The 19,131-nt window shown below is 51.1% G+C and carries 14 protein-coding genes; 10 read left to right on the forward strand and 4 right to left on the reverse strand.

Going from position 1 to position 19,131, the window contains the following annotated elements; translation table 11 throughout:
* Window positions 1–49: 49 nt before the first annotated feature.
* On the forward strand, window positions 50–262 hold the full coding sequence (locus tag CFX1CAM_RS08995) for an ATP-binding protein (protein ID WP_157891815.1): 213 nt from the start codon (window positions 50–52) through the stop codon (window positions 260–262).
* 47 nt (window positions 263–309) lie between these two features.
* Window positions 310–1,551 carry a DUF438 domain-containing protein gene (locus tag CFX1CAM_RS09000; protein ID WP_087862705.1) on the forward strand — a complete coding sequence of 414 codons (1,242 nt, stop codon included), beginning with the start codon at window positions 310–312 and terminating at the stop codon, window positions 1,549–1,551.
* A gap of 180 nt (window positions 1,552–1,731) precedes the next feature.
* Here CFX1CAM_RS09000 and CFX1CAM_RS09010 read toward each other — a convergent pair whose 3' ends face one another.
* Window positions 1,732–4,800, reverse strand: coding sequence for an alpha-mannosidase (locus CFX1CAM_RS09010; RefSeq protein WP_087862707.1), 3,069 nt, complete (start codon window positions 4,798–4,800; stop codon window positions 1,732–1,734).
* Window positions 4,801–4,875: 75 nt separating this feature from the next.
* Window positions 4,876–5,997 carry a 6-phosphofructokinase gene (locus CFX1CAM_RS09015; protein ID WP_087863267.1) on the reverse strand — a complete coding sequence of 374 codons (1,122 nt, stop codon included), beginning with the start codon at window positions 5,995–5,997 and terminating at the stop codon, window positions 4,876–4,878.
* Window positions 5,998–6,647: 650 nt separating this feature from the next.
* Between CFX1CAM_RS09015 and CFX1CAM_RS09020 the strand changes: the two genes are divergently transcribed.
* The 8 genes from CFX1CAM_RS09020 (at window position 6,648) to CFX1CAM_RS09055 (ending at window position 14,744) form a co-directional block, all read left to right on the forward strand.
* Entirely contained in the window at window positions 6,648–7,196 is a 549-nt protein-coding gene (locus CFX1CAM_RS09020; protein WP_087862708.1) for an ECF-type riboflavin transporter substrate-binding protein, read from the forward strand.
* Window positions 7,197–7,382: 186 nt separating this feature from the next.
* Window positions 7,383–9,092, forward strand: a complete 1,710-nt coding sequence (locus CFX1CAM_RS09025; RefSeq protein WP_087862709.1) for an ABC transporter ATP-binding protein — start codon at window positions 7,383–7,385, stop codon at window positions 9,090–9,092.
* Window positions 9,089–9,928, forward strand: coding sequence for an energy-coupling factor transporter transmembrane component T family protein (locus tag CFX1CAM_RS09030; RefSeq protein WP_087862710.1), 840 nt, complete (start codon window positions 9,089–9,091; stop codon window positions 9,926–9,928). The genes CFX1CAM_RS09025 and CFX1CAM_RS09030 overlap by 4 nt, the downstream gene beginning before the upstream one ends.
* 10 nt (window positions 9,929–9,938) lie before the next feature.
* The gene (locus tag CFX1CAM_RS09035) at window positions 9,939–10,781 is read left to right on the forward strand and encodes an SAM hydrolase/SAM-dependent halogenase family protein (RefSeq protein WP_087862711.1); all 843 of its coding nucleotides are present in this window, start codon (window positions 9,939–9,941) and stop codon (window positions 10,779–10,781) included.
* A 291-nt stretch (window positions 10,782–11,072) separates the two neighbouring features.
* On the forward strand, window positions 11,073–11,492 hold the full coding sequence (locus tag CFX1CAM_RS09040; protein ID WP_087862712.1) for a secondary thiamine-phosphate synthase enzyme YjbQ: 420 nt from the start codon (window positions 11,073–11,075) through the stop codon (window positions 11,490–11,492).
* Window positions 11,493–11,627: 135 nt separating this feature from the next.
* On the forward strand, window positions 11,628–13,355 hold the full coding sequence (locus CFX1CAM_RS09045; protein WP_197687119.1) for a YgiQ family radical SAM protein: 1,728 nt from the start codon (window positions 11,628–11,630) through the stop codon (window positions 13,353–13,355).
* A 64-nt stretch (window positions 13,356–13,419) separates the two neighbouring features.
* Window positions 13,420–14,070 (forward strand): SMI1/KNR4 family protein, encoded by a 651-nt coding sequence (locus CFX1CAM_RS09050; RefSeq protein WP_087862713.1) that lies wholly within the window; start codon window positions 13,420–13,422, stop codon window positions 14,068–14,070.
* The gene (locus CFX1CAM_RS09055; RefSeq protein ID WP_087862714.1) at window positions 14,064–14,744 is read left to right on the forward strand and encodes a hypothetical protein; all 681 of its coding nucleotides are present in this window, start codon (window positions 14,064–14,066) and stop codon (window positions 14,742–14,744) included. The genes CFX1CAM_RS09050 and CFX1CAM_RS09055 overlap by 7 nt, the downstream gene beginning before the upstream one ends.
* Before the next feature lie 89 nt (window positions 14,745–14,833).
* Here the strand turns inward: CFX1CAM_RS09055 and gltX are convergent, their stop codons facing one another.
* On the reverse strand, window positions 14,834–16,279 hold the full coding sequence (gene gltX, locus CFX1CAM_RS09060) for a glutamate--tRNA ligase (RefSeq protein ID WP_087862715.1): 1,446 nt from the start codon (window positions 16,277–16,279) through the stop codon (window positions 14,834–14,836).
* A gap of 141 nt (window positions 16,280–16,420) precedes the next feature.
* Complete coding sequence (locus CFX1CAM_RS09065; protein ID WP_087862716.1) at window positions 16,421–18,835, reverse strand: DUF2298 domain-containing protein; 2,415 nt, start codon at window positions 18,833–18,835, stop codon at window positions 16,421–16,423.
* Window positions 18,836–19,131: the final 296 nt, after the last annotated feature.

Below are 19,131 nucleotides of genomic sequence, written 5' to 3' on the forward strand. Positions count from 1 at the left end.
ACGACGAGGATTTTGGATAAGATCAATCTACACACAATCAGGAATAACCATGTCTGAACGAATCCTGCCGAGTATCAATCTTTCCCTGTGCACCCGCTGCAACCTGTGCGTTTCGCAATGTCCTGAGCTGGCGCTGATCATGACCAATGATGGCCCTATCTTTGTTGACCTGATCACATGTTCCTATTGCGGCGTGTGCGAAGAACTCTGCCCAACTGGCGCAATCCGGGCGCCATCATCTGTCGTCTGGAGTGTGCGCTGAACGAAATACAAACAAACCAAACTGGAATACATTAACTGGAGGAATCAATGAGCAATCTTATCAATAATGCCGACCAACGCAAACAAGCCCTGAAGGAAGTTATTCAACGCCTGCATGACGGCGAAACCGTTGAAGAATTAAAGAAAAAATTTGGCCACGTCATCAGCGGCGCCACCGCCAGCGAGATCGCTGAAGCCGAACGTGCCCTGATCAGCGAAGGCACCTCTGTAGCTGACATTCAGCGCTTATGCGACCTGCATGTCGCTGTCTTCCAGGACAGCCTCGATCAGGAACCCACCCCAGAATCCCTGCCGGGGCATCCCGTTTACACGTTTCGCATGGAAAACGAGGTCATCCTGCGCTTACTGGAAACAATGGAAGAAACCCTTCATAAATGGGAGGACGGCGATTCAAATGCTTTGACATCCTTAATCAAGCAAACGGAAAACCTGGGAGCGCTTGAAAAACACTACTCCCGCAAGGAAAACATCCTCTTTCCTTACCTCGAAAAGAAGGGCTTTGAAGGCCCAGCGACGGTGATGTGGGGTGTGGATAATGAAATTCGCGCTCAGATCAAAATGTTCAAAGAATCCATCCTCGACCCTGAACCGGATGTCATCGAAGCCACCAAGTATTTTGAGACTATGTCTGACAACATTGTTGAAATGGTTTACAAAGAAGAGAAAATTCTCTTCCCGGCTGCTCTTGATCGGCTTACCGAGCAGGAGTGGGCAGAAATCCGCAACCAGGAAGCTGAGATTGGTTTTGTAGGTGTCGAGGTCGGCGATGAATGGCAGGCACAAGCCGAGGCTATCGTTGCAGAACCCGAAGCATCGCCTGCAACCGACCCATCAGATTTAGCAGAAGAGTTGGTCTCCCTGTCCACCGGCGCGCTGACCCGCGAGCAGATCAACCTCCTGCTGACCCATCTCCCCGTGGACGTAACCCTGGTGGATGAGCACGATCGCGTGCGCTATTTCTCCCAGGGCCGTGAGCGCATCTTTGACCGTTCACCCGCGATCATCGGTCGCGAGGTCACCAAGTGTCACCCGCCTCAAAGTGTGCACAAGGTCACCATCATCCTGGATGATTTTCGCGCCGGAAAGCGAGATGTAGCCGAATTCTGGATCCCGATGGGCGATCAATTCATCCACATCCGCTATTTCGCCCTGCGCGATGCCGAGGGTACCTACAAAGGCACGATCGAGGTTTCTCAAAACGTGACCGATATCCGCAACCTCGAAGGCGAGAAACGCCTGCTGGACGATTCCCCCGGTTACGACAAATAATCTCTCCCTGGATTAAAACCAATCAGGCTGTCAAATGGACAGCCTGATTTTTTTTCACGAGTGATGGGCTTCAGGATTTTATCAGTCAGCCGCAACCCGGCTCTTTCTTTCAGAAGAAGGATTAAGGAGTGATTTTCTCGCAACCAGGTTGGATTATTTGCCGGTCTTAATGGCATGGTTTCACAATTTTATCCGCAGAGTTTTGATCTCAAAGGGACGGAATTCCAAGGACAAAACTCCATCAGAAGAATCCAGACTCTCCAATTCCCTTTCTAGCATGTCTGTTCGATAAGCCGCCCTGAGCGGCAAGCTGGTGCTCAGCTTAACCCGGGTGCGGGTGCCCATCGCTTCATACAGCCGCAGCACGATCACACCCTGCGAACCATCCTCAGCCGGCTTGACCGTCTCGAGGATGATGTTTGCCCGGTCCAGGCTGAACAGTGACCGCGATCCTGCCTGGCCAGCAAACGCCTGCGGGGGCACATTTAATTGGTATCCCTGCCGGATCAGATCGGAATTGACAAAGGCGCCTTCCCAAAAATAGAACGCGTAGGTAAATTCCTGTCGACCGCGGTCAGCGTTCATATCCGGTGCCAATGGGGATTTCAACAGGGTGAGGTTGATGCTGTTATCCAGCACGTCCACGCCATACTTACTGTCATTCAAGATTGCAAATCCGCGCCCGGCTTCAACCAGGGCTGTCCATTTATGATTGCAAACTTCGAAACGGTCGCGATCCAACTCGCGTGAGCGGTGCGTTGGTCGCTTCAGGTGACCAAACTGGATCTCATGCAGGGCTTCATGGGCGAAATAATTCACCGGGAAATTCACCTTCAGCAGCTTGTGGCGTTCCTGCCAGTCGATCACCGTGTGAAAATCCACACGCCGGCTGTTCCGACGCAGCACGATCGTCTGGGTCATGAGGGAGTGGTTTAGTTTTCGCCTGACGACAAGGCTGGCAAAAAGCGGACCTTCAGCGAAGATTTCAATATCGGCTGGTTCACAGATTTCCACCGGGGTATGCCGGTACATGGAGTCAAGATCCCAGGCGTCAAAAGCACTGGGGATATCCTGGTACATCGCCAATTGATTGCAGATGCCTTCTGCCAGCTCGTAATCCTTCGCCTTATCATAAATACTGGTGATTTCCCCGAATTCGTTGAACCGCACCCTGACCAGGTCATTTTCCAACAGATCATTTCGCACTTTGAGTGTGTTTTCCAGAATGGATGGCTTCCCGAAGGCGAAGCTTTCCCAGCCGCACGCTGGCAGGTTGACTTCAGCAAACGACTTTCCGCCTGTGGTTTGCAGAGGCATTGATGTGCCATCGCCCGCTTCCAGGCCTGCAATGTCACCAGGGATCTCTACCAGTTCTGTTCGCGGCCACGAGAGGCTGTTAAACACGCTGATTCCACCCTGTGTTCTCGCCAGCGCCCGCCCGATATTTCGCAGTGCATCTTTTGACCAATTTACCACATTGGATAATTGTGCTTCTGCCTCGTCGTGGACTCTTGCAATCGATGATCCGGGCAAAATATCATGGAACTGGTTCAGCAACACCGTTTTCCAGGCTGCGTCCCAGGCTTGATATGGGAATTCATAGTCGGTCAGTGCTGTGGCAGCAGCTCCCCACAGCTCCACCTCTCGCAGGGCAAGCTCACTGCGGCGGTTCAACGCCTTGGTACGCGCCTGTGAGGTGTAGGTACCGCGATGAACCTGGAAGTACAGCTCGCCCACATACCGATCCTTGGGCCACCCGACCTCATCCTGTGCCTTGAAGAATCTCATCGGGTCTTCGATCCGAAATTTTGGTGCGCCTTCCAGGTCCTTCAACCGCCGAGCATATTCCAGATGTTCCCGGGTGGGGCCGCCCCCGCCATCTCCATAGCCAAAGGGAAACAGGCGGGTTGAGAAGCCATCTTTTTGCACGCGTTCGTTCCAGCGTTGGATCACCGTTCTCGGTCTGACCTCACTGGTGTAATCGTTGTGAAAATGTGCTTTAACCTGGGAGCCGTCGATGCCTTCCCAAATAAAAGTGTTGTACGGGAATGTTTCCCCGCCATGGTAAGCCCAAAAGATCTTCTGTGTGGAAAAATACGACACGCCGCAGCCCAACATGATCTGCGGCAATGCGCCTGAATAGCCAAAAACATCCGGCAGCCATAACAGATCGCAGTCCACACCGAATTCATCCCTGAAAAAACTCTTGCCGTGTACCAGTTGCCGAATCAGGCTCTCACCGCTGGACAAATTCGTGTCCGGTTCAACCCAGGCAGCTCCATCGGGGATCCATTGGCCGCGTTTGACGGCTTCCTGGATCTTCTCGTAGAGTTCCGGGTACTTCTGTTTGACCATAAGATACAGTTGCGGCTGGCTTTGGAAGAAACGATATTCCGGATAACGCTCCATCAACTTGAGCTGGGTGCTGAAGGTGCGCGCACATTTTCGCTCGGTTTCTGCCAGGGGCCACAACCAGGCCACGTCGATATGGGCATTGCCAAAACCAAACATCTCCGGCGTTGTCATGCCATTTTTCTTTTCCAGCAGGGGTTTGAGCCGTTCCCGCGCGGCCTGCAAGCTGGTCAGCATATCTTGATGCGGCGCTTCAAAATCAGCGATGAGCGTGAAATCTTTTAACCCCTCGTCGATTTCCATCACGCGCAAGGATTCCGGGTCAATGTTCTCGCGCAATTCCCACAGCGTTTCAACGTCAATCGCCAGTTGGAAGGCAACTTCCTGCCAGATGCCAAAAGAACTGTGCCCAAGAACGCATTGCCGATCAGGCGGTTCGGGAACTGTCTCCCGCTCCGGGGGTGTGGGCCCGCTGCGCCACTCCTGCGGACCGTGCCCGGCATAGGCTTCCAGCACAACAGCATAGGACCTGCCTGCCTGCGCCACATCACTGATCGGGATAAACTGGTGTTCTTTGTCAATCGCTCCCGCGTGGACGCCGTCGATGAATACGGCTGCCTCTCCTCCCACATCCAGTCTGACCGTAACCATCTGCCCATCTGCTGCCTGCGGCAGGGTAAACTCACCCCTGAACCAGCCATACTCCCATTTCGCCCCCCAACGTTGGCCGGGCGCGATTGCCGAATAACTCAATCCTGACTGCGCGTCATCCAGGCGGTATTGATCCTTTGTAAAGCTTGCTTCAAACGAAATTTCGCCTAAAGGCAGGTAGAAATGTTTTGACAGTTCTTCCCGCCAGGCCATGATCCGGTGTCGCCATTCTAAAGTTAGACTCATCAGTATCCTCTCTTAACACCACACTTTTTCGTTGTATTTACAATCCCTTATTCGCAGTCCGTACGGCTGATGCGTTCAATCGCCAAAAATTGTGCCAATATTGCGCGCGCTGACCAGCCAGGGATGATCTAAAGGCACCGGTTTTTCAGACTGAGCAACGTCTTCAATCGGGACAGATCCTGTCCTTCCATCGTGGATGCCGACCATCACCCCAAACTTATTTTCAGAAACCAGGTCCGCCGCGTAGGCCCCCAATTGCGTAGCCAGGATGCGGTCCGTGGCGGAAGGGGTGCCTCCGCGCAGCAAGTAACCCAAAATCGTAATGCGGCTTTCGATCCCGGTGCTGTTTTCCAGTCGGTTAGCCAACTTCAACGTTTCTCCGGTGTACTTGCGTTTCAGTTCAGCCATCCGTTCACGGTGCTCATCAGCACTTTGATCCTTATGGGTCTGCTGGTTCATCTTCATCGAACGCTCGAAGAAATCCACCAATTCGGAAGACTGTGCACCTTCAGCAACAGCCACGATGCTGAAAAGTTTTCCCGCCTGATTGCGCTTTAAAATCGCTTCAGCAAGTTTATTAAGATCATAAGGAATTTCCGGGATCAAAATTACATCTGCACCGGCTGCAAGTCCAGCAGACAGGGTGAGCCAGCCAACTTCCCGCCCTAAGAGCTCCACAATGATGATGCGATGCGTGCTGTTGGCAGTGCTGTGCAAACGGTCAATCGCCTCCGTGGCGATCATCCTGCTTGTGTCAAAGCCGATGGTGGTATCCGTCAGGGGCATATCATTTACGCCAGATTTCGGCAGCGTGATCACATTTAATCCAGCCTGTATCAGGTGCTGTGCAGCATCCATCGTCTCACGCCCGCCAATACACACCAGCGCATCCAGTTGATTTTCCTTGTAAGCCGCCAGGGCTTCGCCAGTTTTGTCCAGTATCTGGTTATCTTCCACAACCTGGTGCGGTACCAATCGACTGGTCCCCAGTATGGTGCCGCCAGCCGTAAGGATATTGGAAAGTGCATCACCGCTCAAATCAACGGTATGGTTGGAAATCAAGCCTTCAAAACCGTCACGAAACCCAATTATTTGCATCCCGTGAACCTGCCTGGCTGTTTTTCCAAAACCTCGGATGGCTGCGTTCAAACCGGGGCAGTCACTGCCAGCGGTCAATATCCCGATTTTCTTTGTCATGGCGATTTCCTTCCTGATATCAATCATTCAATCTCCCCTATTATACTCATTACCAGCCTATGTTCTGAAATTCAAACCCCTTTTGAATGACACGACAATCATACCGATGTAAATACATGCCTTTTAAAAATTTTCAACTCACAAAAATTGCCTTGATCATGCTGATATTATTGCCGTGTGAGCGCTGCTTGATTTACGCACTGTCAAAATCAATTTTTCAATGCGATAGTGTCAACCCGAAGAAGTCCATCTCGAGATCATCGCTTGGTGTGCACGATAAACAATCATCAAACATCGAAAATCAACGCAAAAACTCGTGTTTACTGATTTTCTGTATGTTGAACCGGGTAAATTGAGTTGCAGAAACAATAGGTTCGTTATAAAATAGTAAATGAATTAATATTGCCAGGAAGTCAGTGAAAGGAGGTTGAATCGAGAAAGGCGAAAACCAGGATCGTTTTTATTGGCTGAAGACAGCCAACCAGATCAAAGGATTCGGCAACAAGATTTTTCTGCCGCACTTCTAATTTTTGATCTGGGCATTCGCTTTTTATGAAGGATTATTAACCCCGGATCTTTGATGAATTTTCTTGTCATTGATCAATCGCAACCCTTGCACGTAAACCTTCACATCATATTAAGGAGATTTTATGTTTAAAATTACAACTCGCACAATTGTTGCTATTGGCATCGGTGCTGCACTTTTTATGCTTTTATTCATGTACGTGAAAGTCCCTTCACCCATCCCTGAAACAAGCTTCATGACCGCCTATGGATTAGGTGCATTCATGGCAACGATCTTTGGGCCGATTGCAGGCGGTTTAATCCAGTTCATTGGTCACGCATTGTCGGATGCTATTCAGTATGGCTCGCCCTGGTGGTCCTGGGTGATTGCCAGCGGCGTAGCCGGTTTTCTGTATGGTCTTGCTTTTAATCGGACCCGTGTCGAAAAAGGTGAATTTAAAGGCAAGGACATCCTCACATTCAATGTGATCCAAATTATCGGCAACGTGATTGCCTGGTTAATTATTGCACCAGTTCTTGATATCCTCATTTATCAGGAGCCCGTCAAGCTGGTTTTCACGCAGGGCGCAGTAGCCGCACTGATGAACAGCGTCAGCGTCGGTGTTTTTGGAACCCTGTTGCTGATTGCTTATTCAGCCACACGCACAAAAAAGGGCAGCTTGAGCAAAAGCTAAGTCGATCATCATTTGATTGAAACCATGGATAGCTGCGGTTGACAATCCTCAGCTATCCATTATTTAACCCCACACCGTCAGGGTATCGTCAGAACAGCATGAATCTCGTTATTTGCTGCCCAAACCATAAAGTTATGCAAGCTACCTGAAATAATCAACCCTGGACAGTGCCAAAAAAGAGTCAGCATGGATTTACAACCGATTATCGAATTTAAAGATTTTTCATTTCAATACTACAGCCAGGTCGATCCTACACTTTATAATATTAATTTATCCATCCTCCCGGGCGAAAAAATCCTCATTGTTGGGCCCAGCGGAAGCGGGAAAAGCACGCTTGGTAATTGTATCAATGGCTTAATTCCCTTTGCATATGATGGTGAAATCACGGGCGATTTGCTGATCAACGGTGAATCAACCCAGGACAAAAATATTTTTGAGTTGTCAAAATCCGTCGGCACAGTCCTTCAGGATTCAGACGCCCAGTTTGTCAGCCTGACCGCCGGCGAGGATATCGCCTTTTCACTTGAAAACGACAATGTACCCAACGCCGAGATGCATGAGCAGGTGAAAAAAGTATCCCAGATGGTTGATATGCAAAACTGGCTGACCTCATCTCCCTTTGAACTTTCGGGCGGGCAAAAACAACGTACAACCCTGGCCGGGGTGCTTGTCAACGACGTGGATATATTGCTGTTTGATGAACCCCTTGCCAACCTCGACCCCGCCACTGGAAAAACAGCGATTGAGATCATCGAAGAGATTTGCTCCAGCGTGAATAAAACCATCATCATCATTGAACATCGTCTTGAAGATGTCTTGCATCGATATGTGGACCGTATCATTGTGATTAATGAAGGTCGGATCATCGCCAACACAAATGCCCATGCACTGGTCAGCTCAGACATCCTGACAAAAACGGGGATTCGTGAGCCTTTGTATGTCACAGCATTAAAATATGCCGGTGTGCCAATCACGGAAAGTATTCAACCAGGATATATCACGAGTGTAAAAGCCCACCAATGCAAAGACGCCCTGACAGCCTGGCAGGCGAGCATCCAACCGCCACAGGTCCAGGAAGAAAAACCCACGGTTCTGAAAGTCGAAAACCTTAACTTTTCGTATGATGGCATCAGAAATGTCCTGGAAGAGATTAATTTTGAATTAAAAGAGGGCGAAATGGTCTCCCTGATCGGCAAAAATGGATCCGGCAAGAGCACCCTTTCCAAATTAATCTGCGGTTTTGAAAAACAAGATCAGGGAATAATTTCCTACCGTGGCAATGACACCCGGGATAAATCAATTAAGGAGCGCGCTGAAATAATCGGGCTCGTGCTGCAAAACCCCAACCAGATGATCTCTAAAAATCTGATTTTCGATGAAGTCGCGCTGGGTTTGCGCTTTCGCAAGATCCCTGAAGAGGAAATCGTTCCCCGGGTCGAAAAAGTGCTGGATGTTTGCGGTCTGGCTCCCTTCATCGAATGGCCGATTTCTGCCCTCAGCTATGGCCAACGAAAGCGCGTCACCATCGCGTCCATCCTGGTTATGGGTTCTGAAATCCTGATTCTCGATGAGCCCACCGCGGGTCAAGATTACCGCCATTATACAGAAATCATGGAGTTCCTGGTCGAGATCAACAAAATGGGTGTGACCATCATTTTGATTACTCACGATATGCACTTGATGCTGGAATATACGCCCAGGGCTCTCGTTCTTGCAGAAGGGCACCTGATTGCAGACGCCCCTGCATCTTCCGTCCTCACCGATCTTCAGATTATTCAAAAAGCAAACTTAAAGGAGACTTCTCTTTACCATCTGGCACAGATGGCCGAGATTCCGGATAGTACTGCCTTTGTGCAGGGTTTTATCAACTATGAAAGGAAACTCAAAAACCGATGAACGCAAAGACCAAGTTATTTTCTTATGACATCATCGATTCGCCCATCCGCAGCCTTTCAGGGTTAACAAAGTTGATTTGCTTCCTTCTGCTCACCTTCGCGGTCATGTATTCCTACGACATTCGGGTCATTTTAGCGGTGATGCTCTTCGCAGCCTATATCATGAAGATCTCAAAGATCAAGTTTTCTCAAATCAAGCTGATGGTGATATACGTGTTGATCTTTGTGCTGACCAATGCGGTAATTTCTTTCCTTTTCGCACCTGAAATGGGCGTTGAAATCTATGGGACTCGGACAGTCCTTATTGAATTGCCAGGCAAGTTTGACATCACAGCAGAGCAGTTATTGTACAGTACCACCAAATTGTTCAAATACTCATCGGTCATTCCCTTTGGCATCATCTTCCTGTTAACCACCAACCCGAGCGAGTTCGCATCGTCACTGAACCGAATCGGGGTTCATTACAAAGTCGCTTACGCTGTTGCTTTGACCTTGCGTTATTTCCCCGACGTCCAGAGGGATTACTACGACATCAGCCAGGCGCAGCAGGCTCGCGGTTTGGAACTTTCTCGCAAAGCCTCTCTATTTAACCGGATTAAAAATGGCTTGCTGATCATCATTCCCCTGATTTTTTCCTCACTCGACCGCATCGAAACCATCAGCAACGCCATGGATTTGCGCGGGTTCGGGAAAAGCAAGACCCGCACCTGGTACACAAGTCGCAAAATGAAACGCGCTGATTATGTGGCGATTTTCATCTCTGTCTTGATTTTTATTGCCACGGCAAGTGTTTCAATTTTCATCAACAAAAGCCGGTTTTACAACCCTTTCATTTAGGAGCAATGATTTGAAACCCATTCTTGTTTATCAAACCGATTTCACCTACAAAGAAGGCGCGGTGTGCGCGATGTATGGCGTGGTAAAAAGCGTGGATCGAGAGCTGGAAATCATCGATGGAAGCCATGAAATCCCCAAATTTGATACCTGGAGCGCTTCCTATCGTCTTTATCAATCCATGCCGTTTTGGCCGCAGGGGACGGTCTTCGTCTCTGTTGTGGATCCCGGTGTAGGGACGAACCGCCGTGCGTGCGTCGCCCGCACCTCTAATGGATATTTCATCGTCACGCCAGATAATGGTTCACTGACCCATGTCAAAACCGTGTTTGGCATCGATGAAGTGCGCGAAATTGATGAAACCATTAACCGCTTGCGCGGGATGGGCACCGATGACGTTAGCGTGTTCCATGGTCGAGATTTGTTTTCCTATTGTGCTGCCAGGTTTGCCAGCGGGAAAATCACCTTTGAAGAAATTGGCCCGGCTTACAACCCCGATGAAATCGTCATGCATCCCATTGATGAACCGGTTTTTGATGTTGAGCATGCCAGGGGAATTTTCGAGATTAACGACCCCAATTTTGGCAATATCTGGACGAACCTGCCCTTAAAATCGTTCCTGAATGCCGGCTTTAAATTTGGCGACTGCTTGCAGGTCACTATCTTTCATCAGGGAAAACAAGTGTTCGCCCAGCGATTGCTATTTGAGAAGTCTTTTGGTTACGCAAAACCAGGCGAAGCCATGCTTTACAACAACGAACTGATGCGGGTCAGCATCGCTATTAACCAGGGCAGCTTCGTTGAACAATTTGGGATTGGTTATGGCCCGGAATGGGAAATTGATATTAAAAAATAAATATTTTAATATATTGCCAATAATTTAACCAGTCAGACCCTCTTTTTCAGGCAAAGCCTTTAACAACCGGCTGAAGATAAAGCGAAACCAAGATTTTAATCGCAATTAGAGGGTGACCCGCTTATTCCTGACAATCAGCCGCACTTCTTTGAACCGGTTTGACAATCATTTCCCAATATGTCTCATCATCGGCGTGAAAGGACCTTGTCCGCTTCGTTAGGGCGTATAAGCTTACACTTCGCAGGTAAAATTAACTTTGAAGCTCAAATTTTAGACGGAAAGGAAACCCTGATGAAAACTTATCGGAAAGAACTCTGGTTCCAGGTGCCGACCCGTCGGGCGTTCATCAATATCACGCCCGAGGTGGTTCAAGCCCTGCGCGAAAGCGGCATCCAGGAGGGATTGTGCCTGGTGAACGCCATGCACATCACCGCCTCTGTTTTTATCAACGATGACGAATCCGGCTTGCATCACGATTATGAGCACTGGCTGGAAGAATTAGCGCCGCATGCGCCCATCGATCAATATCGCCACAATCGCACCGGTGAAGACAACGCCGATGCACACCTGAAGCGCCAGATTATGGGCCGCGAGGTGGTGGTGGCGGTCACCAATGGACGATTGGATTTCGGAACCTGGGAGCAGATCTTCTACGGAGAATTCGACGGGCGTCGCCGCAAGCGTGTGCTGGTCAAGATCATCGGGGAATAAAGAAACCCCGCTCACCGGGTGATTCAAAAAGAAGTTTTATGCTAAGGGTGTCGAAAATTGGTTAGTTTACGATTCAGCGTCAAATGTAGGGGCTGCGCTTCGCGTAGCACTCTCTGTGCTCTGTAAAGGTAGCGAATGACCGTTATCATGCCCCAAGCGCCTCAATTTCTCCCCACAACACCTCAAGAGCTGCGGGCTCTTGGGTGGAAACAGCTCGACGTGATTCTGGTCACCGGCGACAGTTACATCGACAGCCCGTATTCCGGCGTCGCCATCATTGGCAGGGTACTGCACGCGGCAGGTTATACCGTCGGCATCATTGCCCAACCGGATATCCACTCAGCGGATGATATCACCCGCCTGGGTGAGCCGCGCCTTTTCTGGGGTGTGAGCGCGGGCAGCGTCGATTCAATGGTCGCCAATTACACTGCCACCGGTCGCCCCCGCCGCGATGACGACTTCACCCCCGCTGGACGCAATACCAAACGCCCCAACCGGGCGACACTGGTCTATGCTAACCTGATCCGGCGCCACTTTAAGGGCACCGTCCCCATTGTCCTGGGCGGTGTGGAAGCTAGCCTGCGACGGGTAGCGCACTATGATTACTGGTCAGATTCCATCCGCCGCTCCGTCCTGTTCGACGCCAAGGCAGACTATCTCATCTACGGGATGGCTGAGCGTAGCATCCTCGAGTTCGCCCAGGCCCTCGCGTCCGGGGAAGACCCTACCCGTATTCGTGGATTATGCTTCATTGCCAAACAACCGCCCGAAGGCTTTCGGATTCTGCCTGCCTATGAACAGGTCGTTCAGGACAAAGACGCCTTTACGGACATGTTCCACACCTTCTATCGAAACAATGACCCCATCAGCGCCTCAGGATTGGCTCAACGCCATGGTGACCGCTTCCTGGTGCACAACCCGCCTGCGCCTTATCTGACAACAGCAGAGTTGGATCGCGTATACAGCCTTGATTTTTCCCGGGCACAACATCCCTATTATGAGGCTCAGGGTCCCGTCAAAGCAATGGAAACGATCCGCTTTTCCATTCCCTCTCATCGCGGCTGCTATGGAGAGTGTAATTTCTGTGCCATCGCCGTCCATGAGGGCCGCACCGTGCGCTGGCGCAGAGAAGCCTCTATCCTGGCCGAAGCGCGGCGCCTCACCCGCCTACCCGATTTTAAAGGTTATATCTTTGACCTCAGCGGTCCTACCGCCAACATGTATGGCTTTGAATGTCCGATTAAACTACAGCAGGGTTCTTGCCAGGATCAGTCTTGCCTCTATCCTGATATTTGCCCGTCCCTACCGGTGGATCATCAAGTTCAAACCCGCTTGCTGCAAAAACTACGCCAGGTTGAGGGCGTGAAAAAGGTCTTCATCGGTTCCGGATTGCGCTATGATCTGCTGCTCGCCGACCATGCCCACGGTGGGGCGTATCTCAAAGCGCTGGTGCAGCATCACACCTCGGGTCAGCTCAAAGTTGCCCCCGAGCATACCCAACCGCAAGTTCTGGCTCTCATGCGTAAACCGGGAATTGACAGGCTGCTTGAATTTAAACGGCGTTTTGAAAACCTCAGCGCTGCAGTGAAAAAGAAGCTGTTCCTCAGCTATTACCTGATCGCTGCGCACCCGGGTTGCACTCTGGAGGATATGTTCGCGCTTAAACGCTTTGCCAGCCGCGAACTGGGCTTATTGCCAGAGCAGGTGCAGGTGTTCACACCCACGCCATCCACCTATGCCAGCCTGATGTATTATACTGAAAAAGACCCCTTCACCGGCGAGGCTTTGTTCGTTGAAAAGAACCCGGCTGGCAAACAACGCCAAAAAGCGGTCATTACCGGAAGGCGCCATCCTAAGAAATAAACCGCGTCCACCGCTCTGCTTTAGTGATAAAATCGAATTCGCGCCTTTGAACAAGGAGATTGAAATGCCCGCATACCGCCCCATAACCGAATCCCTGGTTGAACTCATGGATTGGATGCATAAAAATGCACCGGGCGTCGCCTTCAACCCACCGGCAAAAGCGGCTGCCCTGGCTAACTTTGTAGAAAAGAGTGGGTTAGTCATCCCGGAAGATTTGCACCAGCTCCTGATGCTTGCCGATGGCGAAACTCGCAATTCAGCCGGGGCGGTCGGCAATTGGCGCTTCATGTCCATCAATGAAATCCAGGCTGCCTGGGGATGGGTGACGCAAATATCCGTCAAAGCCGCCTTTGAAGGTCTGACTCCGCAGCCATCGCCCTACTTGCAAAACCATTGGTGGCACCCTGGCTGGATTCCGCTGATCAGCAGCGATACCGGCTGCTATTATTGCCTTGATACCGCACCGCCTGAGGTTGAAAGAACCGGGCAGATGCTGCTTTTTTGTCAGGAGCATCCGGCGCGTCCGCTGGTGGCAGCCAGCCTGGCAGCCTGGTTAGACCGTATCACCGGGGATCTTTACGCCGGGGTTTACACCTACAACGAAGTTGAGGGCTTCAACGGGGAAGCGTTTTTATGGTCCTCACTGGAAGGCAAACACTTGATGGATAAAATCCCGGGACAAATCATCGTCGATGGAGAATATGGCATATGTTGACTTCTCTTCCTAAAATCCTGCACGCCAAAACTGAGGCTGATCTGGCGGGATACCAGGTCAACCAGGTGGGCAATACCTGCTCCTTCCACGCGATTGGAACCAGTTTGCGCCTGCTGTTAAATGTGGTCATCGACCCGATGGAACTTTCTGATCAGGTCAATCGCTTATGGCGGCGCGGGCGCTTCATGCGTGTGGCGCCCGATTGGGCAGTAACTCCGCGCATGCAGGTGCGCATCGTTCGTTACCTTGCCCACATGCACGGCTGGCCAGTCACCGCCACCTTCCAGCACGGCGATCCTGAAAGCCTGCCCGATACGTTATCCAACCTGGACGCGGTACCCATCATCACCCTGATCTGGCCCTGGCACAAAGCGCCGCCGATTTACCTGGGAGATACCACACGCAACTTCAATGCCTCACGTTCAGCCGGCGGTCACAGCATGATTTTCGCAGCCTATGACCCCAACCACACCGCTGGCGGCGCCTTCACCACGCCCTGGGGTTTCATCAACCCCTGGATGGACAACGCAAAGCAGTTGTTCTGGATGACCGATGCGGATTTTCGCCGGGCGTGGGGTTTCTGGCTGCCGGGGATTGGGGTTAACCCCCTGGTGCAAATCCGGCTTGAAGATCGGCTTTCCGGAGCTCTGCCCAGCGATGACGACCACGAATAAATAGAAGCGGGAGACAAACCCGATCGCTGCGCAGCGGCCTCCCGGGTGAGGCACTGCGCCAGCCCGCGCAGGTACAGGAAAATTACAGATTATTTTGCCGCGTTTTCCAGCTTTTCAATCCCGGCTTTGATCCGCCTCAGGGTTTCTTCTTTCCCCAATATATCCGCCAGCTCGGTTGCTCCGCCCGGTGTCACTAAAACGCAAGAAAGCGCAGTACGAATTGGCCACATGACCGTGCCAACTTTATATCCCCGTGCTTGGATAAAGGCTTTCAGCGCTTGAAGCAGGCTGTCATTGTCCCACACTTCCAGTTCTTCCAACACAGGCAGGACAGACCGTAGAACATCCAGGCTGATCTGAGGGGTGCACTTCGATTTTTCATGCTGGTACAGGGATACATCGCATTCCGGTAAATCATAGAAAAACGCCACAGCTTGCGGGATGTCCGTCAATTTTTCAGTGCGTACCTGCATCAGCCTGCTGATCTTCCGGGTGTCAAATTGTGATAGCTCATCCGGGTAATATTTTTCTGCCAGCGTGTGAAATTCATCGCCAGAAAGCGCCCGAATATGTTCCCCGTTGATCCAGGTCAGCTTGTCAAAAGAGAACGCTGCGCTGGACTTGTTGATCTGATCGATGCTGAAAACCCGTTCCAGATCAGCAAGGGTGAAGAATTCTCGCTCATCTCCCGGATTCCAGCCGAGCAGGGCAATATAATTCACGATAGCTTCGGGCAGGTAGCCCATCCTCACCAGGTCTTCAAAGGAGGGGTCTCCCAGGCGTTTGCTGAACTTGCTGCCATCCGCTTTGACAATCAAGGGGAGGTGCACATAGATCGGAATCGGCCAGCCGAAGGATTCGTAAAGCAGGTTGTATTTTGGGGTGGACGAGAGGTACTCCTGCCCGCGCATCACATGCGTGATGTCCATCAAGTGGTCATCAACCACATTGGCAAAATTATAAGTCGGAAAGCCGTCCGATTTTAACAGCACCTGGTCGTCCAGTTGCGAATTTTCAATCGTGATCTCGCCATAGACCTCGTCCACAAAGGTCGTACTCCCGCTTTCAGGGATTCGTTGCCGGATTACAAATGATTCACCCGCGTTAATTTTTGTTTTGATCTCGTGTTCTGTCAAAAACCGGCATGGGTCTCGGCGGACCGGTTCAGCATCCTCCTGCCCGGTGTCATCTTTTTTACAAAAGCAGCGGAACGCGCCGCCAGAAGCGAGCAGACGTTCCGCATGGGCTTTATAGATGTCCAATCGCTCCGACTGCACATAGGGACCATGCCCACCGTCTTTACCCGGTCCTTCATCGTAATCAAGCCCGGCCAGCGCCAGGCTGGCATAAATTGCAGCCAACGCTTCCGGGATATTGCGTTCCTGGTCAGTATCTTCGATCCGCAGGATAAATACGCCGTTATTCCGTCGGGCTGTCAGGTAGGCGAATAATGCCGTACGCAAATTTCCAATATGCATGTAACCTGTCGGGCTGGGTGCAAATCGTGTTCTTACGATCACCGTTGATCCTTTCATTGTTCAATCACCAAAGTCAACCTGCTATCCTCCTGGATAAGATGCTTAACGCTGCCTGATTTTCAACCAAGTCAACCAGGTGGGCCTTATTGATTTAATATAATTATTTGGATAATACTCCAAAATCCAAATCCATGACCATTATTGCCTCAGGGATGTCGGCACGACATAAATTCGCACATTGCCCTGCTCAAACCCGAGGTATAGATTTTGCTCAAATTTTTCAGCCATCAGGTAATACGTCGTGCTTTCCAGTGAGCCGACATAGATATATTCAATATCATAGCGTTGAATGATCTCCTGGGCTGTTGCCCACAGCGGGGTTTCGTACAAGGTTTGAATATCCGCTTCACGGTTGCCCACTTCCGTATAACCGCCGCGCCATTGTCCCTGATGCCCGGGCCAGCCCAATACCGTCGGCTGACCAGAATGGGTGGAGACGCGCGCATAGCCGCTATATTGTCCGCCCACAGCTTCAGCCACCACGCCCAGCGGCGCGTTTGACAGCCAGCGAATGGCTGCGGCTTCTTGCGGCTGATTTTGTTCCAGGTAGGCACTCGCATCCAGGGTATAACCTGCAACAGGTTGAAATTGATTGGTCTTGGTTGGAAAAGCCAGCACCGGGTACAGTAAGCCCAAAATCATAACGACCAGAACAAGGGCTTTCGCCAGCTTGCGACCTGCGGTAAACACGATCACGGTTGAAAATGCCGCAGCTAAAGACCATAACATCCAGGCCTGATAATAAAATTTAAAAATCGTGTTCATCCGGGCGCCAAAAACATCTCGCAGATACACAAACTCCGGCGCCAACACCATCACACCGCCCAGCAGAATCATCAATAACACAAACGGCGTCGGCGTATCAGCGTGAGCCTCATCACCGCTCAGCAAAAAGCTCCCGATCAAATACGCAAGGCTGACAACCAGCAGCAGCGCCAGCGTTAGCAAGCTCAACCCGAACCCTAAGCGGTGCAGCAGGGCGGAGATCAACAACCCGCCAAAGTGAGCTTTCCCCTGCGAGGTGATCAACCCCCGACCCGCTTCACCGCGCGCCAGCCCCAAGCCCAACCCGATCGATGCCAGATACAGCAGCCCGATCAGCGCACCAACCAGAATCGTTGACCAATTCCAGGAACCAGGCGTTTTTTGGCGTCGCAGCCAGCCCCAAAAAAAGAACATAGGGACAAACAGGGCACCAAACATCAACCATAAGTACAATCCCCGGGTCGGATAGACCAGGTTGGGCAATATCCCACCCGCCTGTGATTGAAACCCAATATAAAAAGGCGCATACAAAGCCAAACTGACGATCCCCAGCGGAATAGCCAAAATGAGCAGTTCGGTCAACCGCGCCCAATCCCACCCTTTCAACCTCACCTGTCGCAAGGCATAAGCGCCGACCAGCAAGACAAAATAAACCGGCAGGTCCCAGGTGTTGAGAAAGGCAATCCCACCCAGAACAACCCCGCTGAAAAGGAAGACATCGCCTTTATATGGCATACCAAACCGCTTTTTTTCTGCTGCCATGCCGCCCAGGTAGATGTTCAATGCCAGGCCGATCAGCAGCATCACGAAGGGAATCACCAGCACGTGAGGGTGAAGATCGCCCAGCACAAAAGAAAATGCAGGGAATTCATCGATGGGTGAAAGCCCGCTTACGTTGCCAGCCAGGTCAATATCGTGGATCACCCGCGACGCCTGCCACCACCACCAGAAGCGCTGGGGCATCAATGAAAGCGGCTGGGTCGGTGGTTTGCGCAGGCTGTCGATATTCACCCAGTTCCAAAAACGGGATGAACCGCTTTCCAGGTCCCAACCAACCCCGGCTTGATGCAAGATTTCAAAAACCGCCTCTAAATTGCTGACCAACAATAAAAAAACCGGCCCTAAAAGAGCCCAAGCGAGATGATTAATGCGCGCTTTCCAGGTTTTTCCAAACTCAGCCAGCAAATTATTGAGCACACCGTACGCCCCCGCTGCGCTTAATCCAAACACGGCAGCCAGGGTTAAATTGAATGCCACACCTCCGCTGACCGTTGTGATTTTGGCCAGCATGGCAGCCAGGATATACCCAAAATGATAGTAGGAAATAGAATACCCTGAAAGCCAGGGGTCGTGCGGAGGCAATTTGGGTGAGTTGATGATTGCATTGATGAAAGCCAATTCCATCGGCTTTTCAGTCCCAGTTGCGTCAGGGTCGGCGTAGCGTACCAGCGCCATGAAGGCAAAACCAGCCAGGAAGACAGCTTCTGTGGTGATAACGAGCCGTCGGTTTTCCTTCAGCCAGGACCAAATTTCCCGCCAGTGCCCCCAGCCAGCCCAAATACTCAATCCAGCCAATAGAAAAAACGCAAACAAAATCCCGCCCGGAGTGTTCTGCAGAAGCCCCAGGTTTCCTAACAGCCAGTGAAAAAACCCCCATACCAGCAGTCCCAACACTTTGCCCAGGCTGTAACCGCGCTCCGGGAGCTTCGACAGCAGCCGAAAGGCCAACGGGAAGGATACCCAGCCCAATAACAGCAGCAAAATATACCAGGAAAGCAGGCTTAACATGACAAAAATCCCATAATTTCCTCCCGGTTAAGCACCCGGGATAGGGTAATTATAACCAGAACCGGTTCAAAAAGAACACCCACCATGGGGGCTTCAGTATCTCTGCCCCTTGTTTTCATTGTATTTATGAAAGGTGCCATAAAGCGCCAACGGCTTAATCGGTATCTGTATTAATTGTGAGTAGTGAGTGGTGAATGGTGAATAGGAAATTGGATGTTATTCAGCAGGTCTCCATTATCGGTGTCCCGCCTCTATGGCGTGGCTCCGGTCTGGAGACCGTCGCAATCGAAAAGCGA

Source organism: Brevefilum fermentans (assembly GCF_900184705.1).
GTDB classification, from domain to species: domain Bacteria; phylum Chloroflexota; class Anaerolineae; order Anaerolineales; family Anaerolineaceae; genus Brevifilum; species Brevifilum fermentans.